The organism is Porphyromonas somerae (genome assembly GCF_022845615.1).
GTDB lineage: Bacteria > Bacteroidota > Bacteroidia > Bacteroidales > Porphyromonadaceae > Porphyromonas_A > Porphyromonas_A somerae.
Genome location: NZ_AP025559.1, coordinates 588,517 through 612,774 on the forward strand (window position 1 = coordinate 588,517; position 24,258 = coordinate 612,774).

The 24,258-nt window shown below is 43.5% G+C and carries 16 protein-coding genes; 15 read left to right on the forward strand and 1 reads right to left on the reverse strand.

What is annotated here, in order from left to right; translation table 11 throughout:
• Positions 1-4 precede the first annotated feature (4 nt).
• The 4 genes from MWL85_RS02545 to MWL85_RS02560 all read left to right on the forward strand — a co-directional run bounded on the left by MWL85_RS02545 (position 5) and on the right by MWL85_RS02560 (position 7,025).
• Entirely contained in the window at positions 5-451 is a 447-nt protein-coding gene (locus MWL85_RS02545) for a hypothetical protein (protein ID WP_244401297.1), read from the forward strand.
• 949 nt (positions 452-1,400) lie between these two features.
• Positions 1,401-3,272 carry a methylmalonyl-CoA mutase small subunit gene (gene mutA, locus MWL85_RS02550; RefSeq protein ID WP_244401298.1) on the forward strand — a complete coding sequence of 624 codons (1,872 nt, stop codon included), beginning with the start codon at positions 1,401-1,403 and terminating at the stop codon, positions 3,270-3,272.
• 21 nt (positions 3,273-3,293) lie between these two features.
• On the forward strand, positions 3,294-5,441 hold the full coding sequence (gene scpA, locus MWL85_RS02555) for a methylmalonyl-CoA mutase (RefSeq protein ID WP_021903276.1): 2,148 nt from the start codon (positions 3,294-3,296) through the stop codon (positions 5,439-5,441).
• Positions 5,442-5,810: 369 nt separating this feature from the next.
• On the forward strand, positions 5,811-7,025 hold the full coding sequence (locus tag MWL85_RS02560) for an ISL3 family transposase (RefSeq protein WP_244400646.1): 1,215 nt from the start codon (positions 5,811-5,813) through the stop codon (positions 7,023-7,025).
• A 162-nt stretch (positions 7,026-7,187) separates the two neighbouring features.
• Here the strand turns inward: MWL85_RS02560 and MWL85_RS02565 are convergent, their stop codons facing one another.
• Complete coding sequence (locus MWL85_RS02565; RefSeq protein ID WP_244401299.1) at positions 7,188-8,336, reverse strand: IS256 family transposase; 1,149 nt, start codon at positions 8,334-8,336, stop codon at positions 7,188-7,190.
• Positions 8,337-9,029: 693 nt separating this feature from the next.
• Between MWL85_RS02565 and MWL85_RS02570 the strand changes: the two genes are divergently transcribed.
• The 11 genes from MWL85_RS02570 (at position 9,030) to MWL85_RS02620 (ending at position 24,162) form a co-directional block, all read left to right on the forward strand.
• On the forward strand, positions 9,030-9,938 hold the full coding sequence (locus tag MWL85_RS02570) for an AbiTii domain-containing protein (protein WP_244401300.1): 909 nt from the start codon (positions 9,030-9,032) through the stop codon (positions 9,936-9,938).
• A gap of 72 nt (positions 9,939-10,010) precedes the next feature.
• Positions 10,011-12,458, forward strand: a complete 2,448-nt coding sequence (locus tag MWL85_RS02575; protein WP_018027848.1) for a type I restriction-modification system subunit M — start codon at positions 10,011-10,013, stop codon at positions 12,456-12,458.
• A gap of 3 nt (positions 12,459-12,461) precedes the next feature.
• Complete coding sequence (locus MWL85_RS02580; RefSeq protein WP_244401301.1) at positions 12,462-13,769, forward strand: restriction endonuclease subunit S; 1,308 nt, start codon at positions 12,462-12,464, stop codon at positions 13,767-13,769.
• On the forward strand, positions 13,766-16,993 hold the full coding sequence (locus tag MWL85_RS02585; protein WP_244401302.1) for a type I restriction endonuclease subunit R: 3,228 nt from the start codon (positions 13,766-13,768) through the stop codon (positions 16,991-16,993). Before MWL85_RS02580 ends, MWL85_RS02585 begins: the two co-directional genes overlap by 4 nt.
• The gene (locus MWL85_RS02590) at positions 16,983-17,681 is read left to right on the forward strand and encodes a M48 family metallopeptidase (RefSeq protein WP_018027845.1); all 699 of its coding nucleotides are present in this window, start codon (positions 16,983-16,985) and stop codon (positions 17,679-17,681) included. Before MWL85_RS02585 ends, MWL85_RS02590 begins: the two co-directional genes overlap by 11 nt.
• A 49-nt stretch (positions 17,682-17,730) precedes the next feature.
• Complete coding sequence (locus tag MWL85_RS02595) at positions 17,731-18,576, forward strand: heme exporter protein CcmD (RefSeq protein WP_244401303.1); 846 nt, start codon at positions 17,731-17,733, stop codon at positions 18,574-18,576.
• Positions 18,577-18,609: 33 nt separating this feature from the next.
• Positions 18,610-18,978, forward strand: a complete 369-nt coding sequence (gene rhuM / locus MWL85_RS02600; protein ID WP_018027843.1) for a RhuM family protein — start codon at positions 18,610-18,612, stop codon at positions 18,976-18,978.
• Between the two features lie 48 nt (positions 18,979-19,026).
• On the forward strand, positions 19,027-19,851 hold the full coding sequence (locus MWL85_RS02605) for a metallophosphoesterase (protein WP_244401304.1): 825 nt from the start codon (positions 19,027-19,029) through the stop codon (positions 19,849-19,851).
• A gap of 136 nt (positions 19,852-19,987) precedes the next feature.
• Positions 19,988-21,373 (forward strand): SGNH/GDSL hydrolase family protein, encoded by a 1,386-nt coding sequence (locus MWL85_RS02610; RefSeq protein WP_244401305.1) that lies wholly within the window; start codon positions 19,988-19,990, stop codon positions 21,371-21,373.
• A 6-nt stretch (positions 21,374-21,379) separates the two neighbouring features.
• Positions 21,380-22,615: a GDSL-type esterase/lipase family protein gene (locus tag MWL85_RS02615; RefSeq protein WP_244401306.1), complete on the forward strand. Its 1,236-nt coding sequence runs from the start codon at positions 21,380-21,382 to the stop codon at positions 22,613-22,615.
• Positions 22,616-22,665: 50 nt separating this feature from the next.
• Positions 22,666-24,162, forward strand: a complete 1,497-nt coding sequence (locus tag MWL85_RS02620; RefSeq protein WP_244401307.1) for an MBOAT family O-acyltransferase — start codon at positions 22,666-22,668, stop codon at positions 24,160-24,162.
• The last annotated feature ends 96 nt before the right edge of the window (positions 24,163-24,258 follow it).

The window sequence follows — 24,258 nt, forward strand, 5'->3', positions numbered from 1 at the left end:
TACGATGCAGCAAGAAAGTAAAGTTCACTTGAGTAGGAACATTTTTAGTAAAGTAATAAAGCATTTCAAAGCGTATGCTTCGTATGCGGAGATTGCTCTAATTCTCCTGTTGCTTATAATTCACATTTGTGTTATTAAGCTATACAGACCTTATGTCTATGCCAATTTTGAAATTAAGGAAGGTCTTTCTTTCGTAAATAACTATCCAAGTTTTTCTTCTGTACTGTTGGGGTATCTCGTATTTAAAATCTATTATTCGGGAGACTCAAAGGCTTTGGGAATTTTTGGATTTAGATGGAAGTATTTTTTACTGGTAGGTATTTTGCTTGGAAATTATTTGTTTGAAGGGTTGGATATGATGTTAGGCAAGGGAGATTGGTATGATATGATTGCAATAACACTTGGGGGCATTTTTGTTTTCCCATTTGTGTATTTAAAAAATAGTAGATAATTAGAGACTGTTGCACGAAGGCGATCTGCTGCGTTGCTTTCGGGATTCGGGCTCGGTCACGTACGTGAGTACGCTCCCTTCGGCCTCATCCTCAGCGCCTTGCATTTCATCCTTCGTGCAAAGTCTCAGCGCATTTGAGGCAAATGCGCGTGAATGGCACTTCGTGCAACATTCTCTAATAACAATCCAACATTATCGAGTCGACCTTTTTCAATGTATTTCCAAATGTATCGTGTAAATTATGATGACCTCCCCTCGTGAGAGGTCAGACGGATCCTAGCCCCTCAGTCGGAGGGGCGTTAGCCCCGAACGACTAGGGGAATACGAAGCCATCCCGCCCCTCCCCCTTACGACCCCTTGTGGGTCGGACAAATCCGGCGTATAGGTCAAAAATGTTGGTGAGAATCACATAGTCAAGTCGTTTTTTCAACTACACAACCAAGATTATCTTCTTTGATTACTGATATATCCTGCTCATTATCATTGTGTTATATTGTATCTCCACGGTCACTTGGACGATATCCCCTATGCCTCAAAAACCCAAAAACAGCCGTTCAAATCTTTCAATCTCCTGAGATGCCCTTTGCGAAAGGCTTCTTAAAGGGTCTCACCAACACTTTTGACCTATAAGCCACAAATCCTTGCTATAGCCTATAGGGTAGATCGGGTTCATGCACCTAGTCTCTTATTGGATTAGACTGGAATGCACCCCTGTTCTGCCGTTGAAGTTTTGGGAATACTGGAAGTTTATGGAAGAAAATATTGAATTACTTGCTTTTTCGGTTTATTTTATGTTACTTTGTAATTGAAAAATTAGGGATAATAATACCCATTTGCTCTTGGGAGTGTTATTGCTATCCTTGAGCGTCAACCCAAATGGCGTAAACCCTAGTAGTTATAATATTGGTAGACGACTAAAAGCCTACAAAATGCACATCGTTCGATGATTATGAAAGAAAAGAGAGAGAAGCTATTTAGCGAATTTCCTCCAGTCTCAAATGAAGAGTGGATGGAGGTGGTCACTAGAGACCTTAAGGGAGCTCCCTTCGAGAAGAAGCTAGTTTGGCGTACGAAGGAGGGCTTTAACGTTCAGCCATTTTATAGGGCTGAGGATATTGAGCATCTTCCTACCAAGGATGTATTGCCTGGTCAGTTCCCTTATGTAAGGGGTACTAAGGCCGATAATAATTGGCTCGTAAGGCAGGATATCGCTGTACAAGGAGATATCAAGCAGCTGAATACCAATATCAAGTGTGTGATGGAGCGTGGTGCGAATAGTCTTGGCCTCCACTTTGTTGATGAGTGCGTCAATGCAGCTACCATCCAAGAGATGCTTGCGGGGATCGACCTTGATAAGCTGGAGATTAACCTCTATGCTCGTCGTGACCTGACTGTGCAACTTATTGAAGCAACGAAGGAGGCACTTAAGGCTCTTGGGGCAGATCTTGGTAAGGTAAGAGGTTCATTTGGCTTCAATCCATTTAGGCATACTTTGGGTGCTGGCGTACGTTGGTCGGAGTGGGTAGAGACATCTGTGGAGGTTCTGAAGGCAGCAGAGCCATTGACACAGTTTACATGTCTTTCTTTCCAGAGTGTCGACCTCGTGAATGCTGGGGCCTATATTTACCAAGAGATTGGCTACGCTTTGGCAGCTGGTGCAGATATGCTCGCCAAGGTGAGTGAAAAGAGTGGTAAGAGCATTAGCGAAGTAGCTGAGCGTATCCGCTTTGAGATGGGTATTGGCTCTAACTACTTTATGGAGATAGCTAAGTTTAGAGCTATTCGCTGGCTCTGGGCTTTGATTGTTCGTAGCAATGACGAAAAGGCTACCGAAAGGGCTACTAAGGCGGTAGTTCATGCTGAGACCAGTAGGTGGAATAAGACGATTTACGATGCTTATGTTAACCTCCTTCGTTCAATGACTGAGACGATGAGTGCTACTATTGCGGGTGTTCACTCCGTGACGGTGAATCCTTTTGATAAGCACTACAATCCTAAGGGTAGTGACTTCTCACGTCGTATCGCTCGTAATCAGCAATTGCTGCTTAAGGAGGAGAGCCACTTTGATAAGGTGGTAGACCCTGCTGGAGGTTCCTATTATATTGAGCACCTCACGCAAGCTATTGCTGAGCAAGGCTGGAAGCTATTCTTGGAGGTTGAGGAGCAAGGTGGTTTTGCTAAGCTTGCCAATGAGGGTAAGGTGCAGGAGGCGGTGAATGCTTCTAACGAGGCACGCCACAAGGCTGTGGCAACTCGTAGAGAGAACCTCTTGGGTACCAATATATTCCCTAACTTTACCGAGACTGCTACCGAGGAGACAAGAGTTATTGACAATAGCAAGGTAGAGGGTAAAGAGATTACAGCCCTTGATAAGCGCCGTGGTGCTTCCGACTTTGAGGAGCTAAGACTTGCTACCGAAGCAAGTGGCAAGACTCCAAAGGTATTTATGCTTACCATCGGTAATCTAGCAATGAGGTTGGCTCGCTCTCAATTTAGCTCCAACTTCTTTGGAGTAGCTGGGTACAAGCTGATCGACAATCTAGGGTTCAAGACAGTGCAAGAGGGTGTGGATGCAGCTCGCAAGGCAGGGGCTGACATCGTGGTACTCTGCTCAAGTGATGATGAGTATGCTGAGTATGGACCTCAAGCTCTTGAGGCTTTGAAGGGCGAAATGCCTCTAGTGATTGCTGGAGCTCCTGCCTGCATGGAAGAGCTTCAGGCAAAGGGTATTGAGCATTTTGTACACGTCAAGGCCAATGTGCTGGAGACGATGCAGAAGTTCAACGAACTGATGGGCATCAAACCAAGAAGTAGCAAGTAAGAGGAAAGGGAAATAAAAGATATGAAACCAAATTATAAAGATATAGATATCCTCAAAGGAGGATGGTCACAGCCCAGTGTCGCAGAGTTTAATAAAGCCAATCATATTGATTACGACTGGACTACTCCTGAGCTGATCAATGTAAAGGGAGCCTATACAAAGGAAGACTTGGAAGGGATGGAGCACCTGCACTATGCTGCTGGTGTAGTACCTAATCTTCGTGGCCCTTATAGCACGATGTACGCGATGCGTCCTTGGACAATTCGTCAGTATGCGGGATTCTCTACTGCTGAGGAGTCCAATGCTTTTTATCGTCGTAACCTTGCATCTGGTCAGAAGGGCCTTTCTGTAGCCTTTGACCTTCCAACTCACCGTGGCTATAATGCCGATAACGAGCGTGTAGAGGGTGATGTTGGTAAGGCCGGAGTTTCTATTTGCTCTATTGAGGATATGAAGGTGCTTTTCGATGGTATTCCATTGAATAAGATGTCGGTATCTATGACGATGAATGGAGCCGTGCTTCCTATCCTAGCTTTTTATATCGTTGCTGGTCTAGAGCAAGGCGCTAAGCAGGAGGAGATGGCAGGTACTATTCAGAATGATATCCTGAAGGAGTTCATGGTGCGTAATACCTACATCTATCCACCAGAGTTTAGTATGCGTATCATTGCCGATATCTTTGAGTACACCTCTCAGAATATGCCTAAGTTCAACTCTATCTCTATCTCTGGTTACCACATGCAGGAGGCCGGTGCAACAGCAGATATCGAGATGGCATATACTCTAGCCGATGGACTTGAGTATGTGAGAGCTGGTATCAAGGCGGGTATGGATATTGATAAGTTTGCTCCACGTCTGTCATTCTTCTGGGCGATTGGTATGAATCACTTTATGGAGATTGCCAAGATGAGGGCGGCTCGTATGCTTTGGGCTAAAATCACCAAGAGCCTTGGAGCAAAGAATCCTAAGTCTATGGCTCTTCGTACTCACTGCCAGACCTCTGGTTGGAGCTTGACAGAGCAAGACCCATTCAACAACGTTGGTCGTACTTGTATTGAGGCGATGGGTGCTGCACTTGGGCATACTCAGTCACTCCATACCAACGCTCTTGACGAGGCAATTGCACTTCCAACCGACTTCTCTGCTCGTATCGCACGTAATACTCAGATCTATATCCAAAATGAGACTGAGGTATGTCGTGAAGTAGACCCATGGGCAGGCTCATACTATGTGGAGAGTCTTACCGATGAGTTGGTACACAAGGCTTGGGAGCATATCCAGGAGATTGAGAGCTTGGGTGGTATGGCTAAGGCAATCGAGAGCGGTTTGCCAAAGATGCGTATTGAGGAGGCCGCTGCTCGTACACAGGCACGTATTGACTCTCGCAATCAGGTGATTATCGGTGTGAATAAGTATCGCCTTGAGAAGGAAGATCCTATCGATATCCTCGAGGTGGATAATACCGCCGTTCGTACACAACAGGTAGAGCGTCTGCAGGAGCTTCGTGGTGAGCGCGACGAAGAGGCTGTGAAGAAGGCACTGGCCGATATCACAGAGGCGGTTCGTACTAAGACTGGTAACCTACTTGAACTAGCTGTGAAAGCGGCTCAGGCAAGGGCTTCACTAGGAGAGATTTCCGACGCTTGCGAGGAGGTCGTAGGGCGTTATAAAGCAATTATTCGTACTATTTCAGGCGTGTACTCATCAGAAACAAATAATGATCCAGACTTCCAGGAGGCAACTCGCCTTGTGGAGCAGTTTGCAAAGAAAGAAGGACGTCAGCCACGTATTATGATTGCCAAAATGGGCCAGGATGGTCACGATCGTGGTGCTAAGGTGGTGGCTACTGGATATGCCGATGTGGGCTTCGACGTAGATATGGGTCCTCTATTCCAGACCCCAGCAGAGTCTGCAAGGCAGGCTGTGGAGAACGACGTCAATATCCTAGGTGTCTCTTCACTTGCAGCTGGTCACAAGACACTTGTCCCACAAGTGATCGAGGAGCTCAAAAAGCTAGGCCGTGAGGATATCATCGTCATCGCTGGTGGTGTGATTCCAGCACAGGATTACGACTTCCTCTACAAGGCTGGTGTGGCAGCTATCTTCGGGCCAGGTACTTCTGTGTCCAAGGCAGCTATTGAATTGATGAAGATACTCCTAGCAGAGTAACTTTCTCCACACATACATAATGAAAAGGGTTCCGATTATCCAATCGGAACCCTTTTGTTATGCCCCATTCCCACCACATCACCATCCAGGGGTTACGCATTAGAAAAGCGGTAGTATCCCATAAAGTGTGTAAGGCAGAATGCCTCTTTGAACTGCAAATGTACTTATTTTTGCCTCATCCGATATTCTGCGTGATGGGGTGACTGTATCACCTTGAGACTACTGCGTCAGCCTGTATACACCAATCATCTTGCGGGATGAAATCCGCAAGATATGGGCGACGGAGTCTTTTTTCTCTTTGATAATTTGAAAGAAAACTGGAAATCCATTATAATTGAGCGAATCATCCACTAAACGCTTAATTACACAATGGATACCAGTTTTCTACGACATGTATATGGTCTTGTTGGAGTCAAATGTACTGCTACACACTACAAAACTAACAAAATAGTTTTAGATATAGAGTATTCTAAAACAAAAAAGAGGTGCCCGTGCTGCGGGGAATACACTCTCGTGAAGAATGGCTACCGGTATCGTAATATCCATGCGCTACCAATTGGTTCTACCAAAACCATATTGCACATGAAAGTACAAAGATACAAATGCAAAGAATGCGGAAACGATGATTACGAGAGGGTCAGCTTTGTTAAAGGCAATAGGTCGTACTCTAATCGCTTTGCCAAGTACGTGGTTGATTTGCTAAGGGCAATGACTATTCAGGAGGTTTCAAAAAGGCTAGGTGTTAGTTGGGATGTAGTAAAGGATATTCACACAACCTATCTTAAGAGACACTACAGCAAGCCCTCCTTACAAGGGGTGCAGTGCATAGGTATTGATGAGTTCGCTGTCCGAAAAGGACATGTTTATAAGACAATCGTAGTGGACCTAATCTCAGGAAGAATCCTTCATGTTGGCGATGGAAAGGGGGCGGATGCTCTTACAACGTTTTGGAAAAGGGTAAGGAAGAAGAACGTTCAGATAAAGTATGTGGCGACAGATATGTCATCAGCCTTCTCTAAATCAGTACGTGAGAATACCCCTGATGCCATACACGTATTTGACCACTTTCATGTCATCAAGCTAATGAATGATACCCTTGATAAAGTGCGAAGAGAGTTAGTGGCAAAAGAGGTGGACGAGGGAAAGAAAAAACTAATCAAAGGAACAAGATACCTCCTACTTGCCAACGGGGAAAAGATGATTGATGAGAAAGGGAGAACGAAGCTCCAGAAAGCACTCGCAATGAACGAACCCCTCTCTCAAGCCTATTACCTCAAGGAGGACCTGAGAGAAATATATAATCAACGAACCATTAATGAAGCAGAGGAAAGATTAAACAGCTGGGTCTCAATGGCATTAGATACAGATTCAAAACCTCTAATCTCATTAGCAAATACAATCAATACAGCTAAAAAGGAAATACTCGCATGGTATTATGGACGGCTATCAACGGCCAAAGTGGAGGGTATAAACAATAAAATTAAAGTGATGAAGAGAAATGCTTACGGATATAGAGATGATGACTATTTCAAACTTAGACTTTTTGCACTACATGACTGCCGTATCACACGAAATGTCGGATGAACCTTATTTTTTTCGCTTTGCTTCCCATAAACAACAAAGATAGACCTACAAAGAATTAAGGCAAGGCTGTCGTAGCGCAGCGGAGACACCGCCTTGCCGTATTCTTTTTGGTTGATAGCTTTGTGTTGGGAAGTAAAGCGCATCTCGTTCTCTTTCTGAATGTTATAGCTTCTTCAGACCACCTATCAGATCGCCTATTCGCCTCCCTAAATAGGAGGAATTAAGGGCGATGCTCCCTACCAGATGAAGTGCAGAATCAACACTTGGAAAGGCGCATTTATATGTCGCTCCTTTCTTTATTTGCCGATTAAAGCGCTCTATCCAGTTGGTACTATGAATATATCGTCTCACTACTACGTCATATTTCAGGTAAGTAAAGTAATAGTATATCCTTTCTCCATCAGCTATTTTTGAGAGGAATGGATAGTGCTCTTGCCATTCTTTCGCAAACTTCGAGAAGTCCTCGACTCCGTCTTCAACAGTACGTTTGGGGTCGTTTTTACGAAACACTTCGCTCAGCTTGGAACTGATGGCTCTCTTATCTTTAGGGCGAACTCTATTACAGATCTCCCTCTGAAGGTGAACACTACAGAGCTGCACCTCCACTCCAGAGAAATGACGCTCAGCCACCTCTTCAATATTGTTTAACCCGTCGGAGACAATAAGACCAACCTTCTCTAGTCCACGTGACTTTAGGTCATCAAAGAAAGCATTCCAAATGCCACTTCCTTCCGTGGGGTTGTTGTACACTCCAACGATATCTCTACGACCATCTGCATCCAAGCTCATTACAACAAAGAACGCCTCCTTGCTAACGCTATCTCCTCGCCTTACTGGGAGGTATGTTGCGTCAATCATAAGTGCTTCCAGCTCACTTGGAAGCGCCCTTTTACGCCATTCTAGGACAGCCTTCTGCGTGGAGAGAGCAAGACGATTAACTTGGCTCGTGCTATAACTTTTGCCATACAAACGCTCAAAAACACCTGAGATGTCCTTCATCGTATTACCACAGCTATAGAGATAGCTCGCAACCTCTCCCATCTCTTTCTCTTGCTCTTTTAATACCCCTAAAATAACGGGCATAAAACCACGCTGACGTGTCCGAGGAACTCGTAACTCAAGCATATTACCACTCGCAAAAATACGACGACCTCGGTAGCCATTACTAACATCTCCGGTATCTTCCTTGTAAAGTTCGCGTTCCCCTTCCATCACGATCTCTACAACTAGCTCCATCAATCCCTTAATTCCTTGCCCTTCAATTATAAAGTTTGAAAGAATTTCCTTAACTTGCACTCGTGTAAGTCTCATACTAATGTCTATCAATTTTGTTATTAATTCACAACTTTACAAAGATAGCATTATTGGGGCTTACACACTTTTTAGGGACAGTATCAGAAAAGCCTAGCCGTAGGACATTCATAGGTGTGTCTATAGGGGAGGACTCCGGCTGAGGGGTCCGTGTTAAATAGGCACAGGTCAAGGCACGCAGTGCCGAAGAACTGTGTATAACGATGTACAAAACACTCTTACGACCCCGGCTAAGGGATCGGACAACCCGATCTAGGTCTGACCCCTCTGCCGGGGTCATGGAGCTGGGGGAAATGCTCTTATACACAGGTCGTTCGGGGCTAACGCCCCTCCGACCTGTGCCTATTTAACACGGACCTCTGCCGAGGTCCTTTCTCGTAGACAACTCGCTAAAAACCATACGGGAAAACCTTCTAATGCGTAACCCATGGTCACCATCCCATTAACTGCTGTTTAATGCGTTAAAATGGTTATATTTGTAGAGAGAGAAAGAGCAATTATTATGTGAGATAGGTAGCAATCAACACTATGGAGCAAGCGAAAGATGCAGTTGTCTAAGATGGTTTACAACTGCTTTGGGTCGCAAGCACAAGCAACTTTTTTATTTGTAACTAAGTTTAGAGTATTCTAATAAGATAATGAGATAGCGATCAAGCATTGATAGAGTTCCGATAACAATTAGTATGAAAGTCCATGACGAATTTAATTGATAATATAATAAAGGATTTAGGAGATGATAAACCTATAAAGGGTATATTGCTGAAGTCTCAGATATTAGGATCAAAGTTGCAGAATAAAGAGTTTCAAGATTGGATTCATAATGAGCAGTGCGGTTATAAAAATTCAAAGGATGTGCCAGATTATAGGGTGTTGAATGTGGTTGTAAAAGCAGATATCCATCAGCCATATTGCTGTATAGTATCTAACTATCCATTACCAATGGACTCATTCAAGGATAAAGCAATTAATAAGCTAATCACTCAACAGGCAATTACATGTCCTTTATCAGAAATAGAAACTCTTTGTAGTGATAACAAGAGTGAAAACTTAGTTATGACTTGTCCCATTCAAGTATATTCTGAAGTGAGTAAGTATGTAAATGGAAATGTAACTAGAGTTTTTAAAGAGGTTCCAGCATCTGCCGTATTGGGAATAGTGGATGCGTTTAAGTCTAAGTTATTAGCATTCTTCTTGGAGCTAGATGATAAGATTCATGCAGGCGTTAATTTTTCAAATATTGATAGCCAAAAAGAAATAAGACAAATTTTGACTACGTATAATATTAATGCTGTAGTAGCTAATACAGGTAATGGTTCAGTAGTAACTGGGAATATCATAGACAATGATAGCATACAATATATTAGCGATGGTGGAAGGAAAAGGCAACTTCAAGAATTAGTAACTGAATTAAAAAAAGAAGTAAGTAATATTAATAATCAGGATTTACGAACAACTGTTGATATCATAACGAAAGCGTGTGAGAAACCTACTTGGTGTAAAAGCACTTTAAGAATGGCTTTTAATGCGATTAAAGGGATCGCTGTAGGAATAGCAGCAAACCAACTAACTCCTATTGTAGCAAAGGCATTGGAATTATTATAAATTTTCAAAAGGGTGGAGCTTAATCAATTTGAGTATATTTGCGTAGGTTAGTAATCATTCAATGACGTAGATATGGCGATTAAAAAGTCGGCACTATATGGGGCACTCTGGAAGAGTTGTGATGAGCTTCGGGGAAGTATGGATGCATCTCAATACAAAGATTATGTATTGGTGATGCTTTTTTGGAAGTACATTAGCGACAAGCGGAAAAAGGATGAGAACGCTATCAAAATTCCCCAGGGATGCGCTTTTGATGATATTATTAAGATCAAGAACCAAACTGGTATTGGTGATCAACTCAATAAGAAACTCGAGAAAATTGCCAAGGAGTTTGGTCTCGGAATTGGCTTCTTTAGTAATGCCGACTTTAACAATGAGGATAAACTAGGAAAGGGTAAGGACCTTGTTGACACAGTGAGTAATCTGATTGCTATTTTTGAGGACCCTGGTCTTGATTTTAGTAGCAACCGTGCAGCAGATGACGACTTAATTGGTGACGCATACGAATACCTGATGCGTAATTTTGCCACTCAGAGTGGTAAGTCCAAGGGACAGTTTTATACCCCAGCAGAGGCAAGTAGACTTGCAGCAAAGTTGCTTGATATCGCTTCTGACAAGAGCAATTGTATTACTATTTATGATATGGCAGCAGGGAGTGGCTCTCTCTTGCTACGGGCTGCTGATGAGTCCAAGGCTGCTCTTACGGCTATTTACGGTCAGGAAAAAGACCTAGCTACCCTCAATATGTCACAGATGAATATGATTATTCATGGCGTAATAAATTACGATCTTAGATTAGGAGATACACTGAACGCCCCATATCATTTACAGACGTCTGAAACACTCCGAAGTGGCTTTGATTACTGTGTCGCCAATCCTCCTTTCTCGCTCAAGGGGTGGCAGAAATCTGCTCTTGATGATGACACTTTTGGAAGATGGAGTAAAAGTGATGAGAAGGTAGGGTTGCCACCCAATGGCAATGGCGACTATGCTTTCCTGATGCACCTGATTCGCTCTACTGCCCCCAATGGAAAGGCAGCTTGTTTTCTACCTCATGGGGTTTTATTTAGGGGCGGAGAAGAGGCAAAGATCCGTCAGAACATCATCAATAAGCATTACATCTCTGGTATTGTTGGATTGCCAGCGAATATCTTTTATGGCACAGGGATCTCTGCCTGTATCATTATTATTGATAAGTCCATGGCAAAGGGCTCAAAGGGCATCTTTATGATAGATGCCAAGGAGGGATATCAGAAGGATGGAGCCAAGAACCGTCTGCGTGAACAAGATATACGTAGAGTAGTAGATGTATGGCGTGCTAAGAAGGAGGTGCCCCACTACGCTCGTATGGTAAGCTATCAAGAGATAGAGTCCGAAGGGTACAACCTTAATATCTCTAGGTACATCGCACCACGCAGTAAGGAAGTAGAGCACGACCTCTATGCCCACTTACATGGTGGTATTCCAGTAAGGGATGTAGAGGCTATGGAGCAACTGTGGACGGTCTGCCCAACGCTAAGAGATAAGCTATTCCAGCCAATGAGCGAAAGTGGTTACTTGGAGCGAACCACTATGGCTACAAAGGATATTGAGAAAGCTATCATTGATGATGATTCATATCAGAGACAGGTTGGTTATTATGATATCGACTTCGAAGAGTGGCAGCAGACTGTGGCAGATAGCATGCCTCAGCTTGGTATCGGCTGTGTGCCAAAGGAGTTTATTTCGGCTTGGAGTGAATCAATCCTAGCCCTCTTTAAGTCGCACCAAACTTTGGTAGATGCCTATGATGTCTATGAGGCATTGATGAACTACTGGGCGGAGACAATGCAGGATGATCTCTATATCATCAGTCGTGATGGCTGGAAAGTGGCTACTGAAATACCACTCACCAAAAATAAGACTCCGCGAAAAAGCTATACCTACGAGCATCTCACTTGTGACCTACTACCCATACCTATTGTGGCACAGACCTATTTCCCAGAGCAGTGTCGTGAGATAGAGGAGCTGGAGTCTCGTATGGCTGATACGGAGGAGATGATGGCTGATTTGGTGGCTGAGGATGAAGAGCTCTTCGATAGGGCTTTGAACGCCAAGGACCAAGTCACCGAGACCAATGTGCGCAACCTATATAAGGAGGGTGCAAAGAAAGGTAATGAAAAAGAGCAGACCCCTGAGGAGCTAGCAGCTTGGAAGAGGTATGTGGCATTGGCAGATAAGAAAAAGAAGCTTGCTAGCAATTTGAAAAAGGAAAAAGAAAAGCTAACGAAGGATATTGAAGCAAAGTACCCTAAGCTCACTGAGCTAGAAGTAAGGGAGATGGTCTTTGAAAAGAAGTGGATGAGTGAGATGAAAAGCAGATTGGATGCACTGATGGTATCTAGTATACAAGGTGTGATACAAGAGCTCCATCAGCTATCTGAACGATACGCTACCACCCTTTCAGAACTGGAGCATGCGGCAGAAGAATCCTATAATAAGGTGCTTAATGACCTTAAAACACTTGGTTTATCACTATGATCTATGGCAAGAAAAGACGATAACCCTGTAGCATTGCTTCATGCACGCAAAGAGACCAACTTTCAGAATACGGAGATCGGTCCCATCCCTCGTGACTGGGAGGTAGAAACTATTGCGAACGAATTCAAATTTCTTGGAAACAACACTTTATCTAGAGATCAACTTACTGTCGTGGGAAGTGTTCAGAATGTTCATTATGGAGATATACATGTAAAGTTCCCAGAAGTTCTTGACTTGTCAAAGTTTTCTCTACCATATATTAACGAGAGTATATGTCGGAGAGCAAAAGAATTTCTTCGTGACGGGGATATCGTTATGGCAGATACAGCTGAGGATGAGTCTGTAGGAAAATCTTGTGAGATAATTAATATAGGAGATAGGAAAGTGGAAGGGGGCTTACACACCTTTGTGCTACGTCCATTCAAAAGCTATTACAATGGGTTTCTCGGGTATTTAATTAATTCAACGCTTTTTCATAATCATATTATCCCTTTGCTTCAAGGCACCAAGGTGTATTCTATAACCAAAAGTGACCTCAAGACTTTAAAGGTTATTTATCCTCCGCTGGAGGAGCAGAAGCGAATAGCAGAAGTACTTAGCCATTTTGATCAACACATAGAGAATCTATCTGCTCTCTTGGAGAAGAAAAAGCAGATTAAGAGTGCTGCAATGCATGAGTTGCTTACTTTTCCTTTATCAATTAAAGGACAGAAAGAGAAGAATGTTCAATGGGATTTTATCGCAAATATATTTGAAATGAGAAACGGGTATACCCCCTCAACCTCAAATGCTGATTATTGGGAGAATGGGACGATACCATGGTTTAAAATGGAAGATATTAGAGCGAATGGAGGGATTCTTAAGGATTCTATTCTTCACATAACCCCCGAAGCGGTTAATAGAAAAGGTTTATTCAAATCAGGATCCATTATTATGGCCACAACTGCTACAATAGGAGAGCACGCATTGCTAATTGCTGATTCGCTAGCGAATCAGCGATTCACGAATTTTAAAATTCGTGAATCGCTGACAAACATTATTCTTCCTATGTTTGCATACTATTACTTTTTTGTTATTGATAGCTGGTGCAAACTGAATGTTAATATAGGTACTTTCGCAGCTGTAAATATTGAACTCCTAAAAGTGCAACCTTTCCCTATTCCTCCAATTGATGAGCAGAGGCGAATTGTCCGTATTCTCTCCAATATGGATAAGGAGATTGAAGACTTGGAGCAACTGATAGAGAAGTATCAACAGCTTAAGCAAGGGGCGATGCAGGAGTTATTAACTGGAAAAACACGTCTATTATGAGCCGAATAGTTGAAACGGAGCGCTGTTCGCAAGAGCAGATTAAGCAGATTACAGGCAAGTATCTTCGTGAGATAAAGTATATCGGAGACCTAGGAGGGGTAGAGAATAGCAATATCCGGGAGAAGGTCCTGAGAAAGTGCATAGTGGACCGCGGAAAGAGCGATGAGGTAGCTAAGAGGGCAATTAATACGCTTACGAGTGCGGTTCACAGCTGTAGCAAATGGGAGGAACTCAAGGATGCAGGGGAGAAAGTGTACAATCTGCTCCGGTATGGCACCTCTGTCTATGGAGGAACTGGTCGACCACAAGAGCGAGTGGAATATATTGATTGGGAGCAATGGGAAAATAATGTTTTTGAATTGTCTGAGGAGGTCACTGTCCCTTGTAGTGGCGGGAGTAGCTCCACGAGACGCCCTGATATGGTGCTTTATGTCAATGGCATTGCTTTAGTGGTTATTGAGCTAAAGCGTTCTTCTGTCTCTGTAAAAGAGGGCATTCGGCAGAGCTACCGTAACCAGCAAACTGGTGAGATACCACATTTCTTCACCACGATTCAATTGGTATTGGCAGGAAGTAGTAGCGAGGGGCTCTATTATGGCACTACGGCCACTGAGGAGAAGTATTTCCTAAAGTGGAAGGAGATGACAGGGGATAGCGATGACCTCAATAATATATTTCCGATGTACAGCGAAGTAAAGGATGATCTCCTTCGTGGATGGTTGCAGATGGTGACCCCTTGGAGGCTCCTTGAGATGATTCACGACCTTATCATCTATGATGGCGGTATCAAGAAAATATGCCGACCAAATCAATATTTTGCATTCAAAGCAACACAGCAACGTATCCTAGTTAAGCACGAGGGGGGTATCATTTGGCATTCGCAGGGGTCTGGCAAGAGCCTGCTTATGGTATGGTTGGCTCGCTGGATCAAAGAAAATATTGGCGAAGGGCGAGTAGTGATCATCACCGACCGTGATGAGCTGGATAAGCAGATTACTAAAGGATTGAGGGAAAGTGGTCAGGTCCCTATTAATTATCAGGATCACGACTATCAGGCGACCAGTGGTAATGACTTATTACATAAGCTCAATAGTTCCTCTCCTTGGATTATTACCACATTGATTCATAAGTTTGTCCCTTCGGTGGTGCGTGAGGATACTAATGAAAGGAGTGAACTTGAAAGAATGATCAAACGATCGCCTGAGATGTGGATGGAGGAGGTGAGTAATCATATAGAGCAGATTTTTGGCAAGCAATTTAAGCCGAAGGGGCGTTTGTTTGTCTTTGTAGATGAGTGTCATCGTACCCAAGGTGGTATTCTTCACAAGGCGATGCAGCGCATTATGGGTGATGGAGTGACTCTAATAGGCTATACTGGCACACCTCTGCTCACAAGTAAGGAGAAGAGGAGGATGAGTAGTCAAGAAAGCTTCGGCCCCTATATCCATACCTACCGCTATGATGAGGCGGTGGAAGATGGGGTGGTTTTGGACCTGAGGTATGAGGCTCGCGATGTTCCGCAGAAGCTGGGAGGTGAAGAGCGTCTGGAGGTGGAGTTTGACCTTAAGACTAAAGGACTGAACCCCTCTGCAAAAGAAAAGCTCACCAAGCGGTGGGCCACCCTCAAGAGTATTTATAGTAGTGAGGAGCGAATTGGGCGTATTGTGGGGGATATCCTCTTCGATATGGAGACCAAGCCGGCATTGCAGAAAGGATACGGCAATGCGATGCTAGTCTGCGATAGCATTTATGAGTGCTATAAGTATTGGCAAGTATTCCGGGATAAAGGGTTTGGAGAGCATTGTGCTGTGATTACTAGCTATGAGCCGCTTTCCATTGAATTGAGTCGTGGCTATACGGGTAGTAAAAAGACGGAGGAGGAGTTTAAGTATGAGTCTGCAAAGAAGATGATGGGTGATTTGAAGCCAGATGATTTTGAAGAGCAAATCAAGCAGCAATTTATTGATGAACCAGAAAAGATGAAGCTCTTAATCGTTTGTGATAAACTTCTTACTGGCTTTGATGCTCCAAGTGCTACCTATCTATATATGGATAGAAAGTTGGTAGATCACAATCTATTCCAAGCCATCTGTCGTGTCAATAGGGTCAATGGTACTTGGAAAAGTTATGGCTATATTGTGGACTATAAGAAGCTATTCGAATTTATTGAGCGTGCAATAGAGGATTATACCAATGGTCAAGTCACTGAAGGAGGCTTTGGCAAGCAGGAGATTTCAGAATTGATGAAGGGACGACTGGAGCAAGGGAAAAAGGATCTTGATGAAGCCCTGAATGCAGTGAGAATGCTTCTGCAGAATATTTCAACAGAAAGGAAGCAAGAAGAGTACTTTGCTTATTTCTGCTATGAACCTGATATGGATGAAGAGGAGAAGCAAGCACAAGTGATTGAATTTGCCGCTCGAAGAGAGATTTTTTATGACCTCATCCATCGCTTAGTCCGTAGGTATTCCGACCTAGCTATGGAGATGGAGCAGGCAGGGTATAGTGGAAAGGAGAGCACGGATATACACAATGAAGTACAAGATTACTATAACCTATTAAAGGCTATACAACTTAGGAGTAGCGACTACGTGGATATGGCAAGCTATGATGCAGAGATGCGCTATCTACTTGACCAATATATTGATGCAGCAAGGAGTGAAGTGCTAGAGAAAATGGATGATTTCTCATTCCTTGATATCATCGTTAAGAAGGATGGTAGCTACGAGGTGGAAGCTCAGAATGAGTCGACCCTAGGAGGAAAGAAAGGAGTTGCGGAGGCTTTAGTGGCTAATAGCCGTAGAGTAATTAATCGTAAACGGGAACAAAATCCAGCAGAGTATGAGCGCCTTGCTGATCAACTGAACCGTCTGCTAAAGGAGATGAGGGCGGAAACAATTGAGTACAAGGAGTTTTTGAGGCAGATAGTAGTCCTGAATAACGCTCTTAGGCAAGGAGAAAAGGCAAGTGATCCACGTATTGATACGGAAGTAAAGATGGCGTTTTATGACAATTTGGGTCGGAACGCAGATCTGGCTCTGAAGGTTAATGAGACGGCTATAACCTATGCAGCACCAGGATTTGAGGATAATCATAATTTTAGTAGAACACTGAGAAGAAAGCTAAGTGAAGTGGTCAATGGCGATGAAGAGATGCTGGATACGGCATATAACATCTGTGTCGCTCATAAAGAGGAGATAAGAAAGGAGCAGGATGATCATTGATGGTGTGCCAATAGAAGTGGAGCGTAAAGAGATAAAAAATCTCCATCTATCTGTATATCCTCCTGATGGTCGGGTGCATATCTCTGCTCCCCGCTACCTGAATGAAGTGGATATTTACACTTTTGTGATTTCAAAGTGGGGGTGGGTATGTAAGCAGAGAGAGGAAATTGCTGCTCAAGCAAGGCAAGAGAAGAGGGAATATATCAATGGAGAAAGCCATTATCTACTGGGACAGCGTTATCGTCTGCGTATCGATGAGGTGCCAAATACAACCCACTTTGTGGAGCGGAAAGGAGAATGGTTGGTGATGCGTATTCAGCCATTGACCACTATACAGAATAGGGAGGCGCTTCTTCAAGAGTATGCGAGAGGTGAGCTAAAAGCACTGTTGAGGGAGATGGTGCCTAGGCTCGCGAGAATGTATGGAGAGGAAAACGTTACTTGGGAAGTAAAGCAGATGAAACGAAAATGGGGCAGTTGTATTACAAAGCGAAGGCATTTGATATTTAATCTGGAGTTAGCACGTGTCCCCGTCCCATGTATAGAGTATGTGGTTATTCATGAACTATGCCATTTAATAGTCCCTAGTCACAATAAGCTCTTTATCCAATTACTTACTGATCGCCTATCTACGTGGCAAGAACGTCGAAAAGAACTAAATGATTTTATCGCTTTACCTATGGAGTAGCACACAGGTATTTGAACCGATGAATGACTAAAAAAAACAAAGTTTGTGTATGAATAAAAATGTGTTGATAGGGTTGTTTATTGTTCTCGTTGTATTGATGCCTTTTGGTCTTAATATTTTACTTTCATTAGACGTGTCTGAAAGGTGGGGGTTCCCTATTGTGGGTTCCTCAGTGGATTGGCTTTATTTTTGGGCAAGCTATCTAGGGGCAGCAGCTTCTTTTATTATGATTGTTTATACCTCGATGAGTCTAAGGCAAAATCGAAAGCAGTTGGATGAAATAAAAAGACAATGGAACGAAGAACGAAGAGCACGATTAGTTTTTTCCTTGGCACATAAAAATGATCTCATAGTATTAAAGGTTTCAAATGTGGGGAAAGAGCCAGCCTACAATATTAAGCTGAGATTTTCAGATGAATTTATAGAGTCCCTTTTTGTTAAGTATATTAGAGAGCTTTATACTAGCTTTACGGACAAGTCATTTACTATTGGCGCCAGTGAAAGCAAATACTTCTATTTGTCAGGCACATGGAGTGCAGGGGGAACACATTCTTTTGAACAACCGAAGGAACTAATAGATGGTGCAAAGTTCGTTGAGTGGCTCAATAGTCATCTTGATATGCCGATTGCTATTTCTGGGACTTATAACGATAAGTATTTTGTTGATGAGGTACTAAGATTAAAGGATTATTTCTTTGGTTCCTTAATTATCAAAGATGATTTGGCTAATGGTATTAATGATATTTACAAAGTCCTGGTTGAAAGTAAAAATCAGTATGCCACTATTCAGAAGAGTTTAGATGCGATCGCAACATCAATAGAAAAGTATCAAAATGACACTTCTGGAATTATGGATAAGACTACTGATGAAGAAGATGATTTCCTCTTAATATAAGTACTATATTAAAGTAGAATACAAAATGACACTATGAAGCAAGCGAAAGATAAGCAGATTATCATATACAATACTGATGATGGCAAAGCGAGTGTAATCCTCTATGCAAAGGACGGAAACATCTGGATGAACCAAAATCAGATGGCAGAACTTTTTGCCACCTCTAAACAAACCATTAGTTATCATGTGGCAAACATATTGGAGGAGAGTGAGTTAGATGCAAATTCAGTTGTCAAAGATTATTTGACAACTGCTTCTGATGGCAAGAATTATCAGGTAACTTTCTATGCCCTTGATATGATTTTAGCTATAGGCTTTCGAGTGAGAAGCAAAAGGGGGACGCAGTTTCGGAAGTGTCAGCGACTTCTCAAAGAGAAGGTCACATGTCCAATTATTAGGTGAATTTAGGGCAATGAGGAGAGCAGAGTGTCGCCAAAAGAATAAAGCCAGATGAGTAACAATTTAGAGACAATAGGGCAAAAAGATATCTATCATTTGAGTTTTCCTGAAGCCAAGAGTGTAGTGGTTTGTGGGGATATTCATGGAGACTTTAATGGAATGATAGGAAAGCTATGTTTGCAGTATCAATTGGAGAACACGCTTCTAATTGTTGCTGGAGACTGTGGCTTTGGGTTTAATGAAATAGGCTACTATAAGGAAGTGGCTAAGCGTCATCGTAAGCCACTGAATGATAGCAATAATTGGGTCGTTTTTGTACGAGGTAATCACGACAATCCAGCTTACTTTGATGGAAAGGCCATCAACCACAAGCGATTTATCGCTGTGCCAGACTACTCTATTATTCAGGCGGCTGGACTTACGATCCTATGTGTAGGAGGTGCCATCTCTATAGATAGACAGTACAGAATAAAGGCATGGCAGCAAAATAAGGGGCGTTTCCCCGCACCAAGTGATCAAGACCCTTTAGAGCCTAACTATTATTGGGAAAATGAATCTCCTATCCTAGATACTGAAAAGCTATCGGTAATAGGAGAGAAATTCAAAGTAGATGCCGTCATTACCCATACAGCTCCCTCATTTTGTGAGCTACAAAGCAAGCTAGGTCTTGCGTCGTGGTGCTTAAAGGACGAAAACCTAATGGAAGATGTGAATGTCGAGAGAGCTACAATGGATCAATTATATCAATGCCTTAAAGATGCCAATCACCCCATCTCCTACTGGTGCTATGGTCACTTCCACCAGAGCTGGCACCAAAACATCAACGGCACCTTCTTCAAGCTACTCGATATCCTCGAGTTCCACCAACTTAGATGAGAGTGTTGCTCTATCTAGATGGTTTTTATTCTATTGTCTACTTGTGTATCAGCCTTATGGTAATTGGTGGTGAGGAGGGGCTTCTTTGGTGAAAAAGTGGTACCTTTGGCGATGGTTTTGGTAGCAGTATTTGAGGATGAGTAATTGGTCTAAAGGGGGGTGGCTCTTTCGGAGCTTTTTAGTCTGTTTGCTGGCAATTGGATTGGCCTACTTGATCTCTTTCGCTTTGAATAAGGTGAATGGAGAGGTTAAGGTATTTAATCCATTGGGCGATTTGTTTTCTAAGTCGAAGGGGGCAGAAGAAGCCATCGGCTCAAATGCGGATATCGACTTGTCTATTCCTAGTCCGGATAGTGAAGATCATTTTGATGAGACTTCCTTTATGAGTGATTCTATTCCTTCCCCTAAAGAGAGTGTCGAAGAGACCCCTTTGATAGAGGAATCGGGCGATAGCCTCTCTATTCTAATGGACTATACACCCAATTGTGATGGTATTACTCGCCTTCGCGAGTGGCTTGAGGATTCTGGGACTACTCCTTTACACATTGCTTTCTTTTCCGATTCTTTTACTGAGGGCGATATATTGGTAGCCGACCTTCGGCGTATGCTCCAGCAGAAGTACGGCGGAAAGGGGGTGGGGTACCTTCCTTTGACCTCTCCTACGGCACGTTTCCGGACCTCAATCAAGCATCGCTTTAGTGGACAATGGAAAGCTCATACTCTATTGGAGAAGGGGGTGTATACTGCATCAGGTCAGTATGACCACCTCTCAGGCAGTGGAGAAGTAGCTTTTAAGATGCGTTCTCCAGTAGATCGGGTTGCATTGCTTTACCAAAGCAAATCGGTCTCAGTGTTGACTACCACTATTAATGATACCATTGTCTCTTCACACGATTTGAGTGCTACAGCTGATGGTGCTTTAGCTCTATGGGAAGAACGAGGGCAAAATATCTCTTCTCTCAAGCTCAGTGTGCAGAGCGATGATATAGATATTCACGGCATTTACTTGGATGGAGCTTCGGGAGTCTCTGTAGATAATATGAGTCGAAGAGGTGCTTCTGGAGGTGAGCTGATTCGCCTGAATGATGCTCTCTGCAGTGAGATGAGCGGGGTGAGGGATTACCGATTCATTATTCTTTCGTTTGGGCTAAATGCACTTTCTACCGAGGAAAATGGGGATGATTACTACTGGTATTATAGGAAGATGAAGAAGAGTCTGGAGCATATCAAGTCACTCTATCCTGATGCAGTTGTGTTATTGCTTTCCGTTTCGGATAGAGCAACTATTGAAGAGGGTAATGTCACCACGCTTAAGGGGGTCTATAAAGTGCGCGCGATTCAAAAGAAGTTGGCTAAAGAGGAGGGTTGTTTGTACTGGGATACCTACAAGGTAATACAGGAACTTGGCGGAGTGAAGAATTTAGTAGAGAAAGGGTGGATGGCGAAGGATTATACCCATCTCAGTGGAGCTGGTGGAAGACAACTCGCTAAGCGTCTTTATCTTTCGTTGGTGGAGGAGTAGAAGAAGATGAGAATTAGTAGATTGCATATGGCTTTTCTGCTGTTGTTGCTTCCATTTTGTCCAAATGTTGCAGCCCAAAAGCCCTCTAAGCTTGATCTTTTGAAGGTGGAGCTCTGTACCCTACAAGCTCCCGAAGGCTATTTGGATGAATTCTGGCAACTCTGTGCTTCGCCTATGAATGGTGAGACGACTCCTATTATTCATCTTGGCGATTCGCACGTACAAGGGGGCTACTTTAGTATGCCTATCCGTCAGTTTTTTGATGATTACTTTGGAATTGGTGGCTTAGGGTGGGTAGCTCCCTACCGTTTTCTGCGTAGCAATCAGCCCCAACCAGCTAAGATATCAGGCAATAAGAGTGGGTGGTCAGGGAGTTTTATCACATCACGAAAATATGTTGACTCTCCTAGCCCTACAGGTATTACCCTTACTGCAAATGGTATGAGTGAAGTAGAGATAACGGCGACCGACTACTTTCCGATAAAGAAGGTGGTGGTATTTCGGGACGCCTCAACACCCCCATTGTATCTCAAAGGAGATAGCCCATCGCAACGTTTATTAGCTACAGTCGAACAACCAATTGCCGATACGCTGAGACTGTATCTACCCGCCTCGTCACTGACTCTAGTAGCTCCGAAAGGGGCAAGGTGGTATGGTGCTAGTCTGGAGAATGGCTATCCTGGTCCGCTCCTACATACCATTGGCTATAATGGGGCTTTTTATGCGACATTCAATCAGCACAACTTTATAGAGCAATTGCATCTGCTGAGACCACAATTGCTTATTATATCATTAGGAACAAATGATATGCTGGTCAATCGTTTCTCTTCAGACCTTTTGGCGAGTGAGGTGCGGAGCTTTGTAAGTGCTTTGCAGCGAACATTACCCTCTACTGCCATTATTCTTACCTCTCCTATCTCAGCCTATACAACCAAAAGGGTGCGCCGAAGAGTTTACCGCTGGGAGGTAAGTCGCTATGCTCCCGATGTCGCTAAGATGCTAGAGCAGGTGGCTTCTAGTCTTGGTTGTGGCTATATAGATCTCTATAGTGCTTTCGGTGGAATAACTAAAGCAGATGCCTTGCTCGATGCTGGTTGGCTCTCAAAAGATAGAGTACACCTGACGAGAGAGGGGTATGATGAGGCGGGTAAAGCGATTGCCTATGCACTATTGAGTGATTTTAGGCGTTACTTGGAGCGTCAAAGGCCTCTCTTTTACCAAGATAAAACGAGACAAAAATAGGCTGTGACTGATTGGAGATCAACGCTATTATCCATACCCTTGTACATCATATGCTAGACTTGCTAAAATACCAGCCCGAGGCACCAATGCTCTTCAATAGTGGGCTCTTTTTGATTCTCTTCCTCTGCTTTATCCCCATTTATTATGCTCTGAGGCATCGGCAGATGGCGAGGATTATCTATGTGGTGCTCTTCTCGCTCTACTTTTATTATAAGAGTAGTGGCGCGTATGCTGCTATTATCATCCTCACCGCTACGGTTGATTTTCTAGTTGGTCGCCGTATCTCTTTGGCTTCGGGTCAAGGCAAAAAGTGGTGGTTGCTGGTTTCCATTGTCTTTAATCTTGGAATGCTTGGCTACTTTAAGTACACCGGCTTTCTGTACAATACTTTTGGTCCCCTTTTCTATGGTGTTGGGGAGTGGTTAGGGTGGGTGAGTACTCCCTTTGAGCCACATCAGTTTGATATCTTTCTGCCCGTTGGGATCTCCTTCTTCACCTTCCAATCAATGAGCTATGTGATTGATATCTACCGTGGAGAGATCAAGCCACTTCGCAAGTGGGTGGACTACCTATTTTACGTCTCGTTCTTTCCCCAATTGGTGGCTGGTCCTATCGTGAGGGCGAAAGATTTTATCCCGCAGATATACCGCACTCCAGTGGTAACACGGGAGGAGTTTGGCGAAGGCCTCTATCTGATTCTTTTCGGTTTGCTCAAAAAGGGCGTTATCTCTGATTACATCAGCCTCAACTTTGTGGATAGGGTATTTGATGCTCCATCTCTATATACAGGCTTTGAGAATCTGATGGCGGTTTATGGCTACTCTCTCCAAATCTATTGCGACTTTTCGGGCTACTCAGATATCGCTATTGGGATAGCACTTTGGTTGGGTTTTAGATTTAACATCAACTTCAACTTCCCCTACCAATCGGCTACCATCACTGAATTTTGGCGACGGTGGCATATTTCGCTCTCCTCGTGGCTTAGAGACTACCTCTATATATCGCTCGGAGGTAATCGGAAGGGCAAGCTACGCACCTATATCAATCTACTGATTACCATGCTGCTTGGAGGATTGTGGCACGGGGCTAGCCTTAGGTTTATCATATGGGGTGGCTTGCACGGCTTGGCACTTGCTCTGCATAAGTGGTTGCTCTCATTTGTCGGTTTCTTGCGACCTACTGGGAAGGGGATGAATCCTATCGTGCGCCTTTTTTCGGTGCTACTCACCTTCCACTTTGTTGCCTTTGCCTGGATCTTCTTCCGTATGGAAAATCTGTCGGATGTCTGGGTAATGCTGGATATGATTGCCCATGAGTTCCACCCCGAGGTGGCGGGTCAGTTCATTGTGGGCTATAAAGTGGTCTCCATACTTATGGCAATAGGCTTCTTAGTTCACTTTACACCTGCGGTCGTTCGTCGCAACATTCAAGGGTTTGTGACACGCCTACCTCTCGTGGGTCAGGCTATGCTATTGGCTATTGTCTTTATCATCCTTGTTCAGTTCCGCTCCATAGGCGTGCAACCTTTTATCTACTTCCAATTTTAGAGCATAGTAGGTTTCACTATTGCGACTCCTGAGTGAGGTGCAAAATAATTGGTAAATTTGCGAGGTAAGTAAAATCATATATTTCTAAGAGTAAGA